This is a genomic window from Kitasatospora sp. MBT63, assembly GCF_000710465.2.
Taxonomy (GTDB): Bacteria; Actinomycetota; Actinomycetes; order Streptomycetales; family Streptomycetaceae; genus Kitasatospora.
On record NZ_JAIZ01000164.1, the window covers coordinates 1 to 15199 of the forward strand.

16 protein-coding genes are annotated in these 15199 nt (G+C 69.6%); 5 read left to right on the forward strand and 11 right to left on the reverse strand.

What is annotated here, in order from left to right; translation table 11 throughout:
• Window positions 1–93 precede the first annotated feature (93 nt).
• Window positions 94–1089 (reverse strand): LuxR C-terminal-related transcriptional regulator, encoded by a 996-nt coding sequence (locus tag AA75_RS10865; RefSeq protein WP_033819687.1) that lies wholly within the window; start codon window positions 1087–1089, stop codon window positions 94–96.
• A 142-nt stretch (window positions 1090–1231) separates the two neighbouring features.
• Here AA75_RS10865 and AA75_RS10870 point away from each other — a divergent pair, with 142 nt between their 5' ends.
• From AA75_RS10870 to AA75_RS10875, 3 genes are all read left to right on the forward strand, one after another.
• A complete protein-coding gene (locus tag AA75_RS10870) occupies window positions 1232–1534 on the forward strand; it encodes a hypothetical protein (RefSeq protein WP_051812111.1) in 303 nt (100 codons plus the stop codon).
• Between the two features lie 183 nt (window positions 1535–1717).
• Window positions 1718–1849, forward strand: coding sequence for a hypothetical protein (locus AA75_RS53435; protein ID WP_255369508.1), 132 nt, complete (start codon window positions 1718–1720; stop codon window positions 1847–1849).
• Window positions 1850–1962: 113 nt separating this feature from the next.
• Window positions 1963–3159 carry a low specificity L-threonine aldolase gene (locus AA75_RS10875; RefSeq protein WP_149038065.1) on the forward strand — a complete coding sequence of 399 codons (1197 nt, stop codon included), beginning with the start codon at window positions 1963–1965 and terminating at the stop codon, window positions 3157–3159.
• A 26-nt stretch (window positions 3160–3185) separates the two neighbouring features.
• Here the strand turns inward: AA75_RS10875 and AA75_RS10880 are convergent, their stop codons facing one another.
• The 5 genes from AA75_RS10880 to AA75_RS49190 all read right to left on the reverse strand — a co-directional run bounded on the left by AA75_RS10880 (window position 3186) and on the right by AA75_RS49190 (window position 8472).
• Window positions 3186–4601, reverse strand: a complete 1416-nt coding sequence (locus AA75_RS10880; RefSeq protein WP_033819688.1) for a metallopeptidase TldD-related protein — start codon at window positions 4599–4601, stop codon at window positions 3186–3188.
• Window positions 4598–5887, reverse strand: a complete 1290-nt coding sequence (locus tag AA75_RS10885) for an MFS transporter (protein WP_033819689.1) — start codon at window positions 5885–5887, stop codon at window positions 4598–4600. Before AA75_RS10885 ends, AA75_RS10880 begins: the two co-directional genes overlap by 4 nt.
• A gap of 34 nt (window positions 5888–5921) precedes the next feature.
• Window positions 5922–7130 carry a ThiF family adenylyltransferase gene (locus tag AA75_RS10890; protein ID WP_033819690.1) on the reverse strand — a complete coding sequence of 403 codons (1209 nt, stop codon included), beginning with the start codon at window positions 7128–7130 and terminating at the stop codon, window positions 5922–5924.
• Entirely contained in the window at window positions 7127–8077 is a 951-nt protein-coding gene (locus tag AA75_RS10895) for an HEXXH motif-containing putative peptide modification protein (RefSeq protein ID WP_033819691.1), read from the reverse strand. The genes AA75_RS10890 and AA75_RS10895 overlap by 4 nt, the downstream gene beginning before the upstream one ends.
• Before the next feature lie 257 nt (window positions 8078–8334).
• On the reverse strand, window positions 8335–8472 hold the full coding sequence (locus tag AA75_RS49190; protein WP_158515477.1) for a hypothetical protein: 138 nt from the start codon (window positions 8470–8472) through the stop codon (window positions 8335–8337).
• Between the two features lie 319 nt (window positions 8473–8791).
• Between AA75_RS49190 and AA75_RS10900 the strand changes: the two genes are divergently transcribed.
• Window positions 8792–9034 carry a response regulator transcription factor gene (locus AA75_RS10900; protein WP_051812113.1) on the forward strand — a complete coding sequence of 81 codons (243 nt, stop codon included), beginning with the start codon at window positions 8792–8794 and terminating at the stop codon, window positions 9032–9034.
• A gap of 186 nt (window positions 9035–9220) precedes the next feature.
• Here AA75_RS10900 and AA75_RS47275 read toward each other — a convergent pair whose 3' ends face one another.
• Complete coding sequence (locus AA75_RS47275) at window positions 9221–10069, reverse strand: hypothetical protein (RefSeq protein WP_051812114.1); 849 nt, start codon at window positions 10067–10069, stop codon at window positions 9221–9223.
• 91 nt (window positions 10070–10160) lie between these two features.
• Here AA75_RS47275 and AA75_RS10910 point away from each other — a divergent pair, with 91 nt between their 5' ends.
• Window positions 10161–11627, forward strand: coding sequence for a hypothetical protein (locus AA75_RS10910; RefSeq protein WP_149038066.1), 1467 nt, complete (start codon window positions 10161–10163; stop codon window positions 11625–11627).
• Window positions 11628–11842: 215 nt separating this feature from the next.
• Here AA75_RS10910 and AA75_RS10915 read toward each other — a convergent pair whose 3' ends face one another.
• From AA75_RS10915 to AA75_RS10930, 4 genes are all read right to left on the reverse strand, one after another.
• Entirely contained in the window at window positions 11843–13462 is a 1620-nt protein-coding gene (locus AA75_RS10915) for a putative adhesin (protein WP_149038067.1), read from the reverse strand.
• Window positions 13463–13793: 331 nt separating this feature from the next.
• Window positions 13794–13994, reverse strand: coding sequence for a 4-oxalocrotonate tautomerase family protein (locus tag AA75_RS10920; RefSeq protein WP_033819694.1), 201 nt, complete (start codon window positions 13992–13994; stop codon window positions 13794–13796).
• A gap of 3 nt (window positions 13995–13997) precedes the next feature.
• Window positions 13998–14390 (reverse strand): nuclear transport factor 2 family protein, encoded by a 393-nt coding sequence (locus tag AA75_RS10925; RefSeq protein WP_033819695.1) that lies wholly within the window; start codon window positions 14388–14390, stop codon window positions 13998–14000.
• Window positions 14387–15127 (reverse strand): SDR family NAD(P)-dependent oxidoreductase, encoded by a 741-nt coding sequence (locus AA75_RS10930; RefSeq protein ID WP_033819696.1) that lies wholly within the window; start codon window positions 15125–15127, stop codon window positions 14387–14389. Before AA75_RS10930 ends, AA75_RS10925 begins: the two co-directional genes overlap by 4 nt.
• Between the last annotated feature and the right edge of the window lie 72 nt (window positions 15128–15199).

Consider the following 15199-nt stretch of genomic DNA (forward strand, 5'->3'; position numbering starts at 1 on the left):
ACCACCCCCGAAACCAACCTCCCCGCCTACCTCAACAACACCGGCCGCTGGACCGGCACCGAGGTCCAATGACCCCTGGAGCACTGGGTCCGTTCAACGGGAGGGGGGCAGCCAGCCGTCCTGGACCGCGTGTACTCCCGCCTCGAAGCGGCTGCGGGCTTCGAGGCGCACCAGGAGCTCGGCGGCTGTGCGGCGGGCGGTTCGGGGCGAGACGGCCAGGCGTTTGGCGATGGCTTCGTCCGTGAAGCCCTGGGCGAGCATCTTGAGCACCATGCGTTCCTGCGGGGGCATCGCATCCGGATCGTGCGGCGGTGCGCTGCCCAGGGGGACTGCGGTGCTCCATACGCTCTCGAACAAGGCGCAGAGTGCTGCGACGGTGCCGGCGCCGTGGAGGACGACTGCTCCGGCGAGCGCGTCGGCGGTGTCGGCGGGCAGTACCGCACGCGAGCGGTCGACGATGATCATTCGGATGGGCAGGACGGGTGCGGTGCGGACCTGTCCGCCATGGGCGTGGAGCCAGGTGACGTGATCCAGCGTCGGTCTGTGGTTGCGGACGCTGTCCAGGTAGATGGTGCGCATCCGCACGCCGCGTTCGAGGAGGGCCTCGTTCGGGGCGCGGCTGGCCTCCAGGTCCTCGGCCGAGTGGGCGCCGCCCGGGGCGAACGTCGCGATCTCCTGCCTGGCGGCGTCGGCCAGCCGGGCCAGTCCTTCGCGGATGGCTTCAGGGCCGGTCAACCGTGCGGACTCTTCGTCCACGGCAGGGGGGCGCAGGGCGGAGCATTCGGCGATCAGCTTCGCCGCGGCGGCACGCGAGGCTTCCACCCGTTGCTGCTGTGCGGCCAGTTCTGCCTGCTGGCGGGCCAGCAGGGCTTCCATCGCGGTCTCCGGGCTGGTGGGCCGGAATCCGATGCCCTCCCGGGCCGAGGGGTGGATCAGGGCCAGTGCGCTGAGGCGGTCCAGGCCGTCGCGGACCCGTTGGTCCGGCATCTCGAGGCGGGCCGCCAACTCGCGCACCCCGTCCGGAGTGTGGCTGAGCATGGCACGGTAGATGGCTTCCGCTTCCGCGTCGAGCCCCAGGATCTCGAGCACTGCGACCCCCTCTGCTCGCCATGGCCGTGGGCGGATACTCTACGAGACCGGCAGGGCGGCCGGGTGGACTCTTTGTGCCGGGGCACAAAGAGTCCGGCTCGGACGGTGGTGGACGCTCAGGTCGGCGCCGGATCGTGGGTTCATGTACCTCATCCATGTCCGTCTCCGGGCGCCGGCCGGCGCGGTGCTGCCACCCGGTGCGGCCGGCCTCTTCGCGTCGTTCGCCGACGGCGGCGACGGCGTCGAGCACATCGCCGTCCATCGCGACGCGCCGGGCGGCCCGACCCTGGGTCTCTTCCTCAAGGCCCCCGCTCTCGCTGCGGCGGAGGAAGCCGCCGAGCGGCTGGCCCGCCGGGCGGTGGCCGGACACGCGTCGTTGCGGGGCTTCGTCGTCGTGGCCGGTGAAGCATCCCTGGTACCGGGTCCGTGGTGGGACACGGGATGAGCCACCGGCGGGTGGACGCCTTATGTCACTGCATGTTCCGTCCACGCCTCGCCGGTTCCTGCGAGTGCGACGGTGGGCGAGAGTTGAGGCGTCGGCCGCACAATCGCGGCGAAGAATCCCAGGAACCCACCTCTGAAGGGGAATTCAGTGATGGTCACCCGTGCCGCAAGGATCGCTGCAGCCGTGCTCATCGCCTTCGGCGCGGTGACGACCGCAGTGGCCGCCACGACCGCCGCGCCGCATGCCGTTCGCAGTGCCGACGCCGGCAAGGCGCTGGACGACACCGCTCCGGGAGACGTCACCTGGGGCCACTGAGCCGCCCTGCCGCCCGGGGGCGCCACCTGCTCCGCGGCTGGGGGAACAACGATCCACGAGACCACCGACGTACGTGGCGGGCCGGAGCAGCCGGCGGTGCCGGGAGGAACCCGATGAGCGGGACGAGTACGAGTGACGGCCACCACCGGCGGGGCGCCGCCGGCACCGGCGGAGACGGGAGCGGAGCCGGGGATTGCGGGCAGCGGGCCGTGCGGGAGGTGAAGCGGGTCCTCGCCCGGCCGTCCGCGACCATGTCGCTGCGGGAGTGTCTCGGGCTGCTCGCCGAGCAGGCTCCCCGGGCCCATGACCTCCTCGGCCCCACCGACACCTACGGCGACGGAGTCGTGGCGGAGGTGGAGCGGCGGGTGGCGGCCTTGCTGGGCAAGGAGGACGCGGCGTTCTTCCCGACCGGCACGATGGCCCAGCAGGTCGTGTTGCGGTGCTGGGCGGAACGCACCGGCAACCGCCACGTCGCGCTCCACGCCCTGTCCCACCCGGAGGTCTTCGAGGCCGACGCCTTCCGCCGGGTGAGCGGTCTGAGCCCGCTGCGGATCACGGGGGCACCGCGCCAGCCGACCGCCGAGGAGGTCCGGAACCTGCCGGAGCCGTTCGGCACGCTCATGCTGGAACTGCCGCTGCGCGACGCCGGCTACCTGCTGCCCGCCTGGGACGAACTGGTCGAGGTGACCCGGGCCGCACGGGAGCGGGACGCGATCGTGCACTTCGACGGCGCCAGGCTCTTCGAGTGCACCACGCACTTCGGCCGCCCGGTGGAGGAGATCGCCGCCCTGGCCGACACCGTGTACGTCTCGCTGTACAAGTCGCTCGGCGGTCTGTCGGGCGCCGTGGTGGCCGGCCCGCACCCGCTCGTCGAGGAGACGAGGATCTGGCGCCACCGCTACGGCGGGAGGATCTTCCACCAGTTCCCCGTGGCGTTGTCCGCGCTAGCCGGGCTGGACCGCGAACTGCCGCGGCTGCCCGAGTACGTGGCGCACGCCAGGACGGTCGCTCGGGCCATCGCGCAGGGGTTCGCGGATGCCGGGCTGGGGTGGTCCAGGGTGCAGCCGGAGGTGCCGCACATCCACCAGTTCCAGGTGTGGCTTCCGTTCGCCGTCGACAGGCTGAACGACGCGGCCGCCCGGCAGGCCGAGGAGAGCGGCGTCGCCGTGTTCCAGATGCCCTGGTGGGAACCCGGCCTGCCACCGGGGATCTCACTCACCGAGGTGACGGTGAGCGCGGCCGGCCTCGACTGGGATTCCGCCGAGGTGCGGGACGCGGTCGTCGACTTCGTCCGCCGCATCGGGCGGTAGACCGGTAGGAGACGTCGTTCGGCGGTTCACGGGCGGATGCTCCCGGGACGGGACGCCGCAGACGGCCCGGGCGGTGTGCGGGACAGCACCGAGAGCGGGCCGGTGAGCACCGTGGGCGTGCTCGCTCCGACCGGGAGCCGTCCCGACGCCGCCAGGCAGTAGGCCGACCAGGTGGTGACGGTGGCCGCGCAGCCCACGGCCCGGATCCCGAGGAGCAGCCGGCGGGCCTCCGCGGTGACCCGGAAAGGTGCGAGCCGGTGGGAGCGGGGCCCTTCCAGGAGGACGGCGTCCTTGACCTCCAGGACGACGGTGCCGTCGCGGTGGTCCAGGGAGCCGGCGCCCATCCGGTGGACGCGGACCACCGGTGCGCGGGCCGCCCCCAGAGCGCGGTCGAGGTCGAGGCCGCGTGCGGCCGGTGCCAGGTCGAGGTGGGTCATCCTCGGCTGGGGGATGTGCCGGGCGTCCTCGGCACGCCACGGCCCGTCCGGACGGTCCTCCAGGAGCCCCGTGAGGCGCCCGGCCGTGAGCATCGGGCGGCGGCGGGCGGCGGCCCCCAGCATCGTGTAGCGGTGGGAGCCGAAGCCCGCGTCGTGGCGGGGGTCGTCGGCGATGCTCAGCCCGGGGTGGGCGACCTGTCGTTGCCGGTACCCGGCCAGCAGGGACGGTCGTTGCCGCGAGCTCTCCAGCAGGTGGCCGCAGACCTCGTGCAGGAACGCGCCCGCGCTGCCGTCGACCAGGAGCAGCTGCATGCGGGGCGGGGCCGGCCGTTGCGGGGCGGTGGCTCGCTGCACCGCCTGCTCCGCCCGTCGGCAGAGGCCGCCGATGTCGGGCGGGACGCATCCGCTCCAGGCGAGATCGACGTCCGCCACCGGGGAGCCGTGCGCGAGGACGTCGATCACGACGGCCCCGGTGTGCACGGTCTCGCGGACGGGCACCGCACCGGCGGGGATCAGCAGACGCTCCTCGGCGGTCAGATGGGCCTGGACGGTGACGTCGAAACTGCCGCGGGGCAGCTGGTCGAGGAGCGCATCGACGAGGTCGGCCGGCACGAGGTCCTCGCGCGGCCGGGTCACCAGCGCGGTGCGGGCCGGGGCGGTGGGGGGCAGGCCCGGGATCCGGGGCGCGGGCCAGGGGCGCCCGAGCCGGTCGGAGGCGAGACGGACCGCCTCCTGCACGGCGTGAGCCGAACCGCCGCGGACGGCGGCGTACCGGGCGGCGCTCTCGCCCGGTCGGGCGGTCTCGTCGAGCAGGAGCGCGGCGGTCGTCTCCTCGGCGCGGTCGTGGCCGGGGTGGAGGCGCAGCACGGCGCCGGAGCGGGTGCCGGCCGCGGCGGTGAACCGGTGGCTGCGCACGGTCACGCAGCCGTGGCCTTCCTGTTCCTCCCGGACCGGTCCCCGGGCGTCCGGGGCGGGGAGGGCGGGGCCCGCGGTGGCAGCCGTCATGCCGGCGCCTGTACGCGTTCGGCGGCCGGTGCCGAGGGTGCAGCCGTGCCGTTCGTCCTGCGGCTGCGCAGGGCCGGCGCGAACGCCGTGGCGGCGACCAGGCCGGCAGCGATGCCCACGGTCCAGGCCGCCCTCGACGTGCCGACTGCGGCGGTTGCCGCGCCCAGGAGGGTGCCGCCCAGCGCGAAGCCACCGGTGATGGCGGACTCGACCAGCCCGTACACCGGTCCCGAGTCCGACTCCTTGATCTGGCCGGCGTAGGACGTCCAGTACGTCGGCTCGGGCAGGTTGGCCGCCGCCCCCACCAGGACGGCGCAGCCGAGGGCGAGCAGGAGGTTGGGGCTGGAGCCGAGCGCGCCGAGGGCGATGCCCATCGTGACGATGCTCCCCACGCAGAGCAGGAGCCGTCCCTGCCGTGCGATCGAGCCGCCGGCCAGGACGCCGAGTACGGAGCCGACGCCGATGGCGGTGGTCAGCCAGCCGATGGCGCCGTTGCCGGCGTGGAGGCGGCTGCCGAGCGGCGGGAGGAGCACCATCGAGCCGCCGGCGATCGTGCAGGCGGTCGCCTGGGTGATGAGGCAGGCGGCGACCACCGGCTGGTTCTTGAGCACGCGTACGACGGTCGTGATGGTTCCCGTCCGGCGTTCGGCGGTCGGTCCGGGCTGCTTCTGCTTCTGCTTCTGCTTCTGCAAGGGTTCGTGCGCGGCGGCCGGTGCGGCCGGGCGGATGCCGGACACGATGAACGCCGAGACGACGAAGCTGGCGGCATCGACGGCGAGGGCGCCGAGGTTGCCGATCGTGGTCGCCATCAGTGCCTCCAGTGCCGGGGCCACGACCATGACGGTGGTGGCTGTCGCACCGATCACGGCGTTGAAGTCGGGGCGCCGGTCGGCTTCGATGACGTCGCGCTGGAAGCGGCGTTCGGCCGGCGCGTGGAAGGCCGTCAGGACCGCGCAGCCCACGACGAGGGCCTCCAGCATCCACACCGGCCGGTGCGTACCCGCTGCCGCCACGGCCAGCACCAGCAGCGCGGCGCGGGCGACGTCGACGCGGATCATGAGGGTGCGCGGCACGAGTGCCATCCCCCAGCCCCCCGCCCAGGGTCCCAGGACTGCGGGGACCAGGATGCGCGCGAGGCTGAACAGTGCCAGCGCGCCGACTCCGCCGGCGTCGAAGACGAGTGCGCTCATCGCGACGAAGAGGACCCAGTCGCCGGCTTTGGAGATCGCGTCGGCGGCGAGCAGTCGTCGCGCACCGGGCAGTTGCACGACGGTCTCGAACTTCACCGGAACATTCATCGAAGGTGGCCTCGCTCGGGGTTCAGGTGGGAACGGGCGCGGTGTCGGGCGTCGGCGAGCAGGTGCAGCCGGGATGCCCGGGGAACGGTTCGACCACGGTGCCCGGGTGCCGGTAGCGCACGATCCCGCCGGCGGACGACGGCTTCGCGGCTCCCGTGAGGTGGAGCACGATCTCGGTCGTCATCAGGTGCGCGACGGTCAGCGGCCCGGCGACGAACGCGGGGTAGCGCCACGACTGCTTGGCGGCGAGCGCGTCGACGACCATGTCGTGGCGCACGCCCAGTTCCTCGCGCAGCCGTTCTTCGAAGCAGCCGAAGCATCCGGGTGCGCCGGGTCGGTACATCGGGCCGACCGAACCCGCGAAGGCGCCGAGGTAGGGCACGGCGTTCCTCTTGCAGACGGTGTCGATCCACCGGTTGAGCAGGAAGCGCGGTGCGTCCGCGCAGACGGCCACGAAGTCTGCGCCCTCGATGCCGTCCTGGACGTCCCCGGGGCTGCTGACGTACTGGCGCAGGACCCGGTACCGCGTGTACGGGGAGAACCGTTCGAGCTGCCGGGCCAGGCAGTCCGCCTTGCCGAGGCCTGCCTGGCGTGGGCTGTAGAGGATCTGGCGGGTGAGGTTGGAGACCTCCACGGTGTCGCCGTCCACCAGCGTCAGCCGGCCGATGCCGGCCGCGGCCAGGGCGAGGGCCAGCAGGCTTCCCGCCCCGCCGAGTCCGATGACGGCCACGGAGGCGTCGCGCAGCCGTGCGAAGTAGTCCCAGTGTCCGTGCGGTGTGGTGGAGAGCGTGCCGAGCCACTCGATCTGCGTCGAGAACCGTTCGGCCAGGTCGTCGTCCGCCCACTCGGGGCGCCGGTCGTCGCGCAGCGGCACGAGGATGCCGGCCTTGGCCAGGGGCAGCAGGAGGCGTTCGATGCGGCCGACCACGTCGGGGGTGGCGGTGCCGGTGATCCGGTCGGCGACGGCCTCGAGCGTCGGCCTGCTGTCCTCGATCATCCGAAGGATGCGGCGGAGGGCCTCGGGCGGTGCGGAGATCGCCCGGTGGTCGGCGTAGGTGCTGTTGAAGAACAGCGATCCGTCGGCCAGTTCGAGCATTTCCCACTGGGTGCTGAACTGCCAGCGCTGTCCGGGCCGGCCCAGGACGACCGTGCGCTCGGCGTCGGCGCCTCCGCCCGCGCCGGTGCGGCGGCCCGTCGGTGCCGTCGGTGCCGTCGGTGCCGTCGCGGTCATACCGGAATCCCTTCGTGCTTCGCGGACGTTCTCAGGGCCGTCCTGAGGATCCGCCCGTCCTCGGTCCACTGCGCCGATTCGTCCAGGAGCGCGAGCGCCGAGTGCAGCGACTGCAGGGCGAAGATCCGCCGTTCCTCGACGGGGTGGCCGTCCAGGGGGCCGCCGCCCCGGTGGGTGCGCTGGTAGCGGTGGAGGCCCTCGGTGATGCGCCACATGACGAACGCGGCGTGCAGGACGCCGCGCAGCGGCCGCGGGTCGGGTCGCAGCGCATGGGTGCCGACCGCGTCGGGGTTGGCGATGAAACGGGTGAACTGCTCCCGCAGTAGGAGGGCGTGATGCGCGGACTCGTGCAGGAGCAGTTCGAACATGCGGAGTGGGTCGCCCGTCTCCTGCACCTGCGCGTAGATCGCGCCGAAGGTGCTCTGCAGCGTCGCCGAGCGCATCGGGCCCCGGACGAGGACCAGGTGCTCCACGAGCGTGTTGTGTTCGCTCCACGCCTCGGGCCAGGCGGTGCGAAGGGCCTGGCGGCTCAGGTAGAGCGAGGACCAGGCCTCGGGCGGCAGGGCGGTGACGACGGTCCCGACCTGCTCGTCGCCCCAGCCGAGGGAGCGAAGGACCTCCTGCAGTCCGTCGCGGAGCCACGGCGCGTCCGGCGGGCCGGTGTAGACCGCGGCCGGCGCCGGCGATCCGGCCTCCTGCAGCTGGCGCCGGGTCTCGGCGGGGCCGGCGCCGGCGGTGTTCCGGTAGAGGGAGTGCACGACGGCGGGCGCGAGTCGCCGAACGCGGGGAACGAGGTTCTGCGCCTCCGGGCGCTGGGCCTCACCGAGTCTGCCGACCGCACGGCGGGCGAGGCTGCGGTGGTAGATCGCAGCGATCCGCGCGGTCGCGGTCACGTCGATGTCGGCCGAGCACACCTGCTCGGCAAGGTCGGCGGGTATCGCCTTCACTGTTCCTCCTGGGTGATTCGCCGTCTCCCGGTATGTCGCAGCACGCGGGGACCCGGGGCGGGACGCCGAGGTCCCGCCCCGGTGCGGCTGCCTGCCGTCGGACGACGCGTGCCGTGCGCGGCGGACGGTCGACGCCCGCCCTTCGCCGGTGTCGGCGGCCGGCGTCGGCGTGCGGCGGTCGTCCGTCGGCGCCCCGTGACCGCGGCCGTCCCGGAGCGGCTGGTCGGGCGGGCGGCTCGCCGTGGGTGACGGAGGTGTCAGTGCCCCTGCGGCTCGACCTCGGTGCCGGCGTCGAGCGCGGTGGAGCGCGGCTCACCGAAGGTGAAGGAGGTGTCCGCGGTCTCCAGCTCGATCTCGGTCGCGAGGTCGGCGTCGACGTCGACGATGTTCTCCATGGTGATCTCCTCATTTCGGGGCCCGCGGTTCGGGCCTGAAAGGATCCTGCGACATCCCCGGCGGAGGTGACGAGTCCTTGAAGTTCACGACTTGACGCAGGGTCATCCCCTGTGCATTCACGTGGATCCGCGGGGCCTCCTGGCCGGTGCAGGCGTGCGGCTGGACGGCTTATGCCACGGCATGATCCGTCCACTCGAGAGCTGTTCCGTTCCCGGGGGAGAACTGCGAGGTTGAAGAGAAATCACCGTCGCATCGGCCGCCCGGCGTGGGGACGCAGAGCCCCGCTCCGGGGATTCTCCAGGTCACACGGAGGATGGATTGGCAACAACAGTCGTCTCAGCCGTCGACCGCAACGATTCTCCGACGCAACGTGCCGCCCTGTCCCCGCGCGAACTCCAGGTGCTCCGCCACATCGCCTCGGGGCACACCAGCCGGCAGACGTCGCGCCGCCTGGGGATCAGCCCCAGCACCGTCGAGACGTATCTGAACAGGCTGCGGGTGAAGCTGGCCGCCCCCACACGGGCCCACCTCGTCAGGGCGGCGGTCCAGCTGGGACTGTAGCGGCGGGGGAATGCGGCTGGGCGAAGCCCTCCCGGAGAGGCGGCCCCACGGATCGGGCCCTCTCCGCGCCCCCGCGCCTTCAACGTCAACACCAACCCACCGCCGCCTGAGCCCGGCCCGCGAACACCCGGAATGCGGGCTGGTTCACGGACCGTGCCGGGTGGCGGCGCTCGGGTGGCCGACGAGTCAGTTCCCGGACAGGTTCACCCCCAGGCCGTCCACCGTCATCGCCCGGTCGGTCACGCGTACGTCGGTCGGCGTGAAGCGGGCGCCGTGCAGCCGCCCCTGGATCAGGGTGCGGACGGTGGGCGGGTAGGAGTCGAGGTGGTCGAGGACCGTCTGCGGGACCTCGACGGTCCCGTTGAACAGCCTCGGGTCGGAGGTGAGCCCGGCCGACCGGGGTGTCTGACGCAGCCCCTCGACCGTGTGCAGCACCAGCGTGACGCTCTCCGTGCCTGACCGGACCACCAGGGGTGTGGCCGCCACGGCGACGTCGAACCCGTCGACCTGCAGGGTCAGGTCTCCGTCGTTGCCGGAGAAGTCGTAGGGCGACACCGGGGCCAGGGTGTCACGGGAGCGGTCGTCGCCCGGGTTCTCCAGAGGCGCTCCGGTCAGGGGCAGCCCGGTGGGGACGAAGGTCCAGGAAGGCGCGGTCAGGGCCTTGCTCCAGTACCCGGTCGCGCCCTGGCTGGCTCCCTCGACGCGCAGTTCTCGGGCGTCGGATCCCGGGCCCGTCTTGTGGACCGAGATCCGGTCGGTGATCTGTCCGGGGATCTTCGGCTGGTGGACCCAGTCCGGCGACGGGAGCTGGATCGCGGGGTTCCGCCACGCCGCGCTGCTCCTCGTAGGGTGAGGGAGTCGGCGCCGCGGCCTGGAGATCGCGCGGTGCCGGCCGCAGAGGGCCTCTGACGTGAGGGAGGAGATGTCGGGTACACGGTAACTGCCGGTCCCCGGCCGCTCTTGTTCGGCCCGAGGATCTGCCCGGAAGTCTTCCCCGCGGCGCAGCGTCGGCACGCCGGAGCGGCGGAGAATCATCCTTCACCATTCTTCCGCCACGCAGGCCCCGGGCCCACCACCTGTGATGGCCTTGCGTCCGGCTGCCTTTTCCACACCTCAGGGGTGACTCGTGAAAATCTTCTTCGCCCATGGCGTCACAAAAGGCAAAAACCGCGTCAAACTGCCCAAATGGCTGCGGCTCTGCGCCCTGCCCGGAGAGGAGGTTGAGAAATCTCTCGCAACCTCGATCGTGACCAATCATGATGAGCGCGTGTACTACACCTGGGAATATTTCGACGACCACTCGTGGCCAGAGCTGTCCCTCACCGGGCTGGGGCAGTACGAACGTGATGCCGTAGCAGGTATCAAGGCGCCGCCCGGGGTGACTGTGGCCTACGTAGAGGAGACGACGACTCTCACCGAATGGATCAAAGGCGCACCATCCCGGGAGGAAATAATTCTCGTATGCTGTTCGGTCTGGGACCGAAAGTCCAGTCGGAATCCTGGAATCGTAAGCGGGAAGTCCAAGACGAAGAAGGCAAGGTTCAACGATCAGAGGGTCACCGACATGCTGACCCTGGCAGACAACACCATCACCAATGACACCGTCTGGCAACGGCGCAAGGTGTCCGTCGCCGACGGACTGGACGCCGTGAAAAATCCTGAATCTCTCTCACTGCTGAAGCTCGAAGACCAATTCCTCGCACTCGCGCTGGAGCTCGAGTCGTGGCGCCTTGCCAAGCCCACCGAGGACCGAAGCACGTGGCTGCCGCTCCTCCGACTTGCCGTCGATTCCAATTACCCCGTGGATGCCGTTCGAGCAGTGCTTGCAGCCGCCGAGCCGCCGCACTGGGGCGTCCAGCTGAAGGAGCTCGAGAAGCAGCTCGACCATCCCGCGCTCCTCATGGACATCGGCTGGGAGCTGCTGAAGGATGAGTGGGTGACCCCGGCACGACATTTCATAGGAATATCGAAGACCCTGGACAGATCCTGGAAAATGGTCCAGCAGAAGGTTAAAGCAATCGGCGACGCAGCAAATGCGTTGCCTAATTCAAAGTTCCAAGACCTGGAGGCGTGGGAAAAGTTCCTCGAGCTCCTCTACGAAGATCGCGATCACAACCTGGGGCAGCTGCTGCGAATATGCCCGGATTGGGGCGGGACAGTGGGGAGCCTTCCGCTGGTCGCAGTGGACTGGAGGGAAAACTTCCCGGCCCGCTACCGGGAATCCGAGAACTACCGGCTGGCGTTCTGGGTGCTGAACGATGCTGCCAATCACATCCCGGCCCTGAAAGACCTCATCGCAAGGGCCGGGAAGCCTGCCGCGGCTGTATCGAAATATGATGAGGCGGTCGGCCTCCTCAAAGAGCAGCACATCCGGGGAAATTCCGTCATCTGGCTGGGAAACGTTCAGCACGATGTCGCCATCGTCTGGGAAGGATGGACCTTCTCCCCGGTGTGGAACGACGCGCTGCAGGCATGGACGGGCCTTCAGGTGCCCGTCACCGACTGGGACACGGCGGAGAGCCCGGCGACCATGCTGAGCTGCAATCTCAGGTTTGACGGCGGTTGGTATCTCGAAGAACTTCCCATAACGTGATCTGCCGTACCGGGCTCTTGTTCTGCGGCCCGGACCGCTCGCACCGACTCCGTCACCGCCGCAGGGCTCTTGCAAGGTCCGCGTGATCTTGTAAATCTGCTGGTTGCCGCAGGTGTGACCGGATGGACCGAAGGCCCCTCAGCCTGATCGATGCGACGCCGCCGCTCCAGTAGCGCCCGATGATGGGAGGGCGACGGCTCCGGCCTGCTCATAGGTCATTCGGATGCTTTTGCGGCCTGCGCGAGCAGCCCTGCACGGGTCTCGACAAACCTGTCCCACGTGCTCTGCATCGCGTCGGCGACGTGGTACCAGAGAGGCCCCAGGGCAGCGCGCTCCTCTTCCTTCAGCAGGTTCACCATCCCTTTGGCCCAGTGGGGCAGATCCTGGTCCGGGAACTGGTGCTCCCTACCGCTCAGATACTCGGTCAAGTGATCCTTGTCCATACTCGAGAGGTCGACCTTCATCTGCTCCTCGCCGACGACGTCCTCTTCCATGGGGTCGCCCTCGACTACTGCCTCCTCAGCCTCGAGAGCCTTCTCGAAAATCTGGAGGACAACAGCCCTGTCATCCGCTTCAAGATTCATGATGCGCACAGCAAGAAAGGGATCTAGGACCCACTGTGAATATGCGAAATATTCCAGCCCAGCCCTCCTGTGGTCGATATTTTCCGCCCTCTCGTAGAGACTCTCGGGAATGCTTGGCTTATCCTTCGATTCTCCCCCCTTGAATACCCCGGTCCTGGCGAAGTGGATGATCTCCGTATCGAGAACATTGTGCGCCTGGAGCATTTCGCCGCCATACTGGAAGTTTACTACATTTCTCCCGTCGCTGAGAAATTCGTCCACGAGGAAGAAAAGCTCAAGATCGGGCTTCGTCTCTCCGATTGAAAATGCCTGGTGATAGAGCCAGAACGCTTCCCTCCAATACGATTGCTCGAGCCCGTCCCTGGCAAGGGCCGGGAGTTCGATCTCAGGATTCCAGAGCTCCCTCGGCATGAACCCCCATGCTTTTCTCACCTCACCCCACTGGTTGGGGTCCGCCATCTTGGACCACGGACTGCTTAGATCGGAGGCGCTTCCCTGGCTATCCAGTGTGAACCCCACCACCGGGGCCTTAACACCCTGTGGTCGGCCTTCCCAGTCCCGCAGGCCATGAGTTGTCCAAGATTCACTTTGGACCTTGTCCGCCTTTCTTAGGACTTCCGCCACGAAGCGCTCGTCGTTCTTGAATCCGTACCTGTCGACAGCGGCCCTCCTGTTGAGATCGTCGTGGAAATGAGGCTCCACGCTTCCGAGCGCCATTGTCAGGCCTTGGCTTCCGAAGGTGTAGTCGACCTGGCAGGCGAGGAGGTGGATCGAATCAAGCCCCGGATTCTCGCGCGTTACGTGGTTGACAAGCTGCTCCAGGGTGCACTCGGGAACTCCGTCGATGGTGATCTTCCCGGACCTGTTTCGCACCGGCCCTTTTTCGAATACAATTTTTCCGCTTTCATCCTTCCCGATATTACCGTCCTTGTCCCTCACAGGGTTTTCGAATTCCCAGCCAACCATGTAGAGAGGGCCCTTCATATTACTGTTCTCCGCCACGGCCATATGCTGGGCGGCTTCACTGTTGTAAAATCCGGTAAGGGTCAGATTCGGCGTCTCGGTCCCCGGGGGAACCACCCTCATCGCTCCTATGGAGTCGAAGCCTCCGGTCGACAGGACGGCAATCCCCACCGATCGGTGCGTGGCACTTCCCAGTACGCTGTAGAAGTACAGGGTAATCCCCGCCGGTGTGACATAGGGCGTTCGACTGAAGTTCGCACCGTGTGACGCCACATAGACAGTTCCCATTTGCGCATCCTTCGATTCGACATAACCCACCTGAAAGTCGAGCAATCATAGCTCGAACGCTCTTGGATTCTGTGCACTTTTAAATATCCAGAAAGGTGCCTCTCGGTGCCCGGCGCACTGCCCGACGAGGAACCGCAGCTCGACCGGCAGGCCTGTGAAGGCCTGGGCCAGGGGGTCTGCAGGCGTTCACCACCGCTCGGAGAGCACGACCCACGAGTGCCTCCGCGCGCGGGGCACGGAGGCACTCGTGATCACGGGGTGGTCCGGCTTGCGGACGGTTTCCAGGAGGTGGCCGGCTGCGGCGGGCCGTGCACCGGCCCGTGGCCGGGACTCAGGCGTGGCGGCGGTACTCCTCGACCGGCACGCCACCGATTCCCCAGTCCTCCAGCGCCACTTCGTCGAGCACCACGAAGGTGGTGGCCGGGCTCTTGCCGAGGACCTTCACCAGCACATCGGTGACGCCGGCGATGACCTGGGCCTTCTGCTCGGGGGTGGCGCCCTCCCGAGTGATCTTCACGTTGACGTACGGCACGGTTCAGCTCTCCGTTTCGAAGTGTTCGAAGTGGAAGACCTTGGAGACGATCTGCCAGCGGCCCTCCACCTGCACCATGGTCAGGAAGTCGCTGTAACGGCGGGGTCCCATCGCGCACTCGACACGGGCCAGCGCTGTCACCGGGCCGGCGAATTCGACCGACACGATGCGGTCACGGCGCTCCTCCCGCCGAGCAGCCGGCGGCTCCCGGCGGGCGACCATCGGCAGGTACTCCGGCATGTGCAGCAGCAGGAGCGGACCCTCGGTCGCGGTCGCGTACACGGCCTGCGGGTGGAACACCCCTTCCAGAGCCTCGCGGTCCCCTTGGTACAGGCCGTCGAAGTACGCCCCGAGAACCGCACGGACCGCGGTCTCGGCGTCCGCCCGGCCGCTCACAGGGCACGGCCGATGACGTGGCCGCCGTCCACCCGCAGGGCGTGGCCGGTGACGAATTCGGCGCCCGCCAGGTACAGCACGGCCTGGGAGATCTCGGAGACCTCGGCGACCCGGTTGAGCAGGTGGAGCCCGCCGAAGGAGTCCACGTCGGCGCCGGCGTGCAGCGGGCTGCGGACCACGCCGGGGGCGACCAGGTTGACCCGGATGCCGTCGGCGGCGAGCTCGGCCGCGAGGCTGGTGGTCAGCGTGTGCACACCGCCCTTGCTCACCACGGGGGCGGAGGCGGGGAACCCGGCGATGGCGTGGTCCACCAGGACCGTGCCGATGTTGACGATCGCCCCGCCGCGCCCCTGGGCCCGCAGCTGACGCACCACGGCCTGAGTCGTCAGGTAGGTGCCCCGCAGGTTGCCGTACAGGTAGCCGTCGAGCTCCTCCTCCGTGACCTCGGTGAACGGCTTGGGGGCGAAGGTGCCGGCGTTGTTGACGAGCACGTCGACCCCGCCGAAGCGCTCGACGGCGGCGGCCACCAGGGCCCGCCCGGTGGCCGCCTCCCCGATGCCGCCCGGCACGGCGACCACTCGCTCCGGGTGCCCGAGCGCGGCGGCGGCCTTCGCGAGGCGCTCCGATTCCCGGCCGTTCAGGACCACATTGCCCCCCTCCGCCAGGAAGGCCCGCGCGATATCCAGGCCGATCCCGCTGGACGATCCGGTGACGACGGCGGTGTTGGTGCGTGACATGGCTGTTTCCTCTGTGCAGGTGATTACTCGGCTGCCCGCGGCGGGGCCCCGGAGCCCCCGTTCCCGCCGGCA

Excerpts from the sequence above, each read along its gene's own strand:
- AA75_RS10880 (WP_033819688.1), bottom strand. The coding sequence starts at position 4,601 with ATGACGGCTGCCACCGCGGGCCCCGCCCTCCCCGCCCCGGACGCCCGG.
- AA75_RS10890 (WP_033819690.1), bottom strand. The coding sequence starts at position 7,130 with ATGACCGCGACGGCACCGACGGCACCGACGGCACCGACGGGCCGCCGC.
- AA75_RS47275 (WP_051812114.1), bottom strand. The coding sequence starts at position 10,069 with ATGATTCTCCGCCGCTCCGGCGTGCCGACGCTGCGCCGCGGGGAAGAC.
- AA75_RS49190 (WP_158515477.1), bottom strand. The coding sequence starts at position 8,472 with ATGGAGAACATCGTCGACGTCGACGCCGACCTCGCGACCGAGATCGAG.
- AA75_RS10915 (WP_149038067.1), bottom strand. The coding sequence starts at position 13,462 with ATGGGAACTGTCTATGTGGCGTCACACGGTGCGAACTTCAGTCGAACG.
- AA75_RS10930 (WP_033819696.1), bottom strand. The coding sequence starts at position 15,127 with ATGTCACGCACCAACACCGCCGTCGTCACCGGATCGTCCAGCGGGATC.
- AA75_RS10875 (WP_149038065.1), top strand. The coding sequence starts at position 1,963 with ATGAGCGGGACGAGTACGAGTGACGGCCACCACCGGCGGGGCGCCGCC.
- AA75_RS10870 (WP_051812111.1), top strand. The coding sequence starts at position 1,232 with ATGTACCTCATCCATGTCCGTCTCCGGGCGCCGGCCGGCGCGGTGCTG.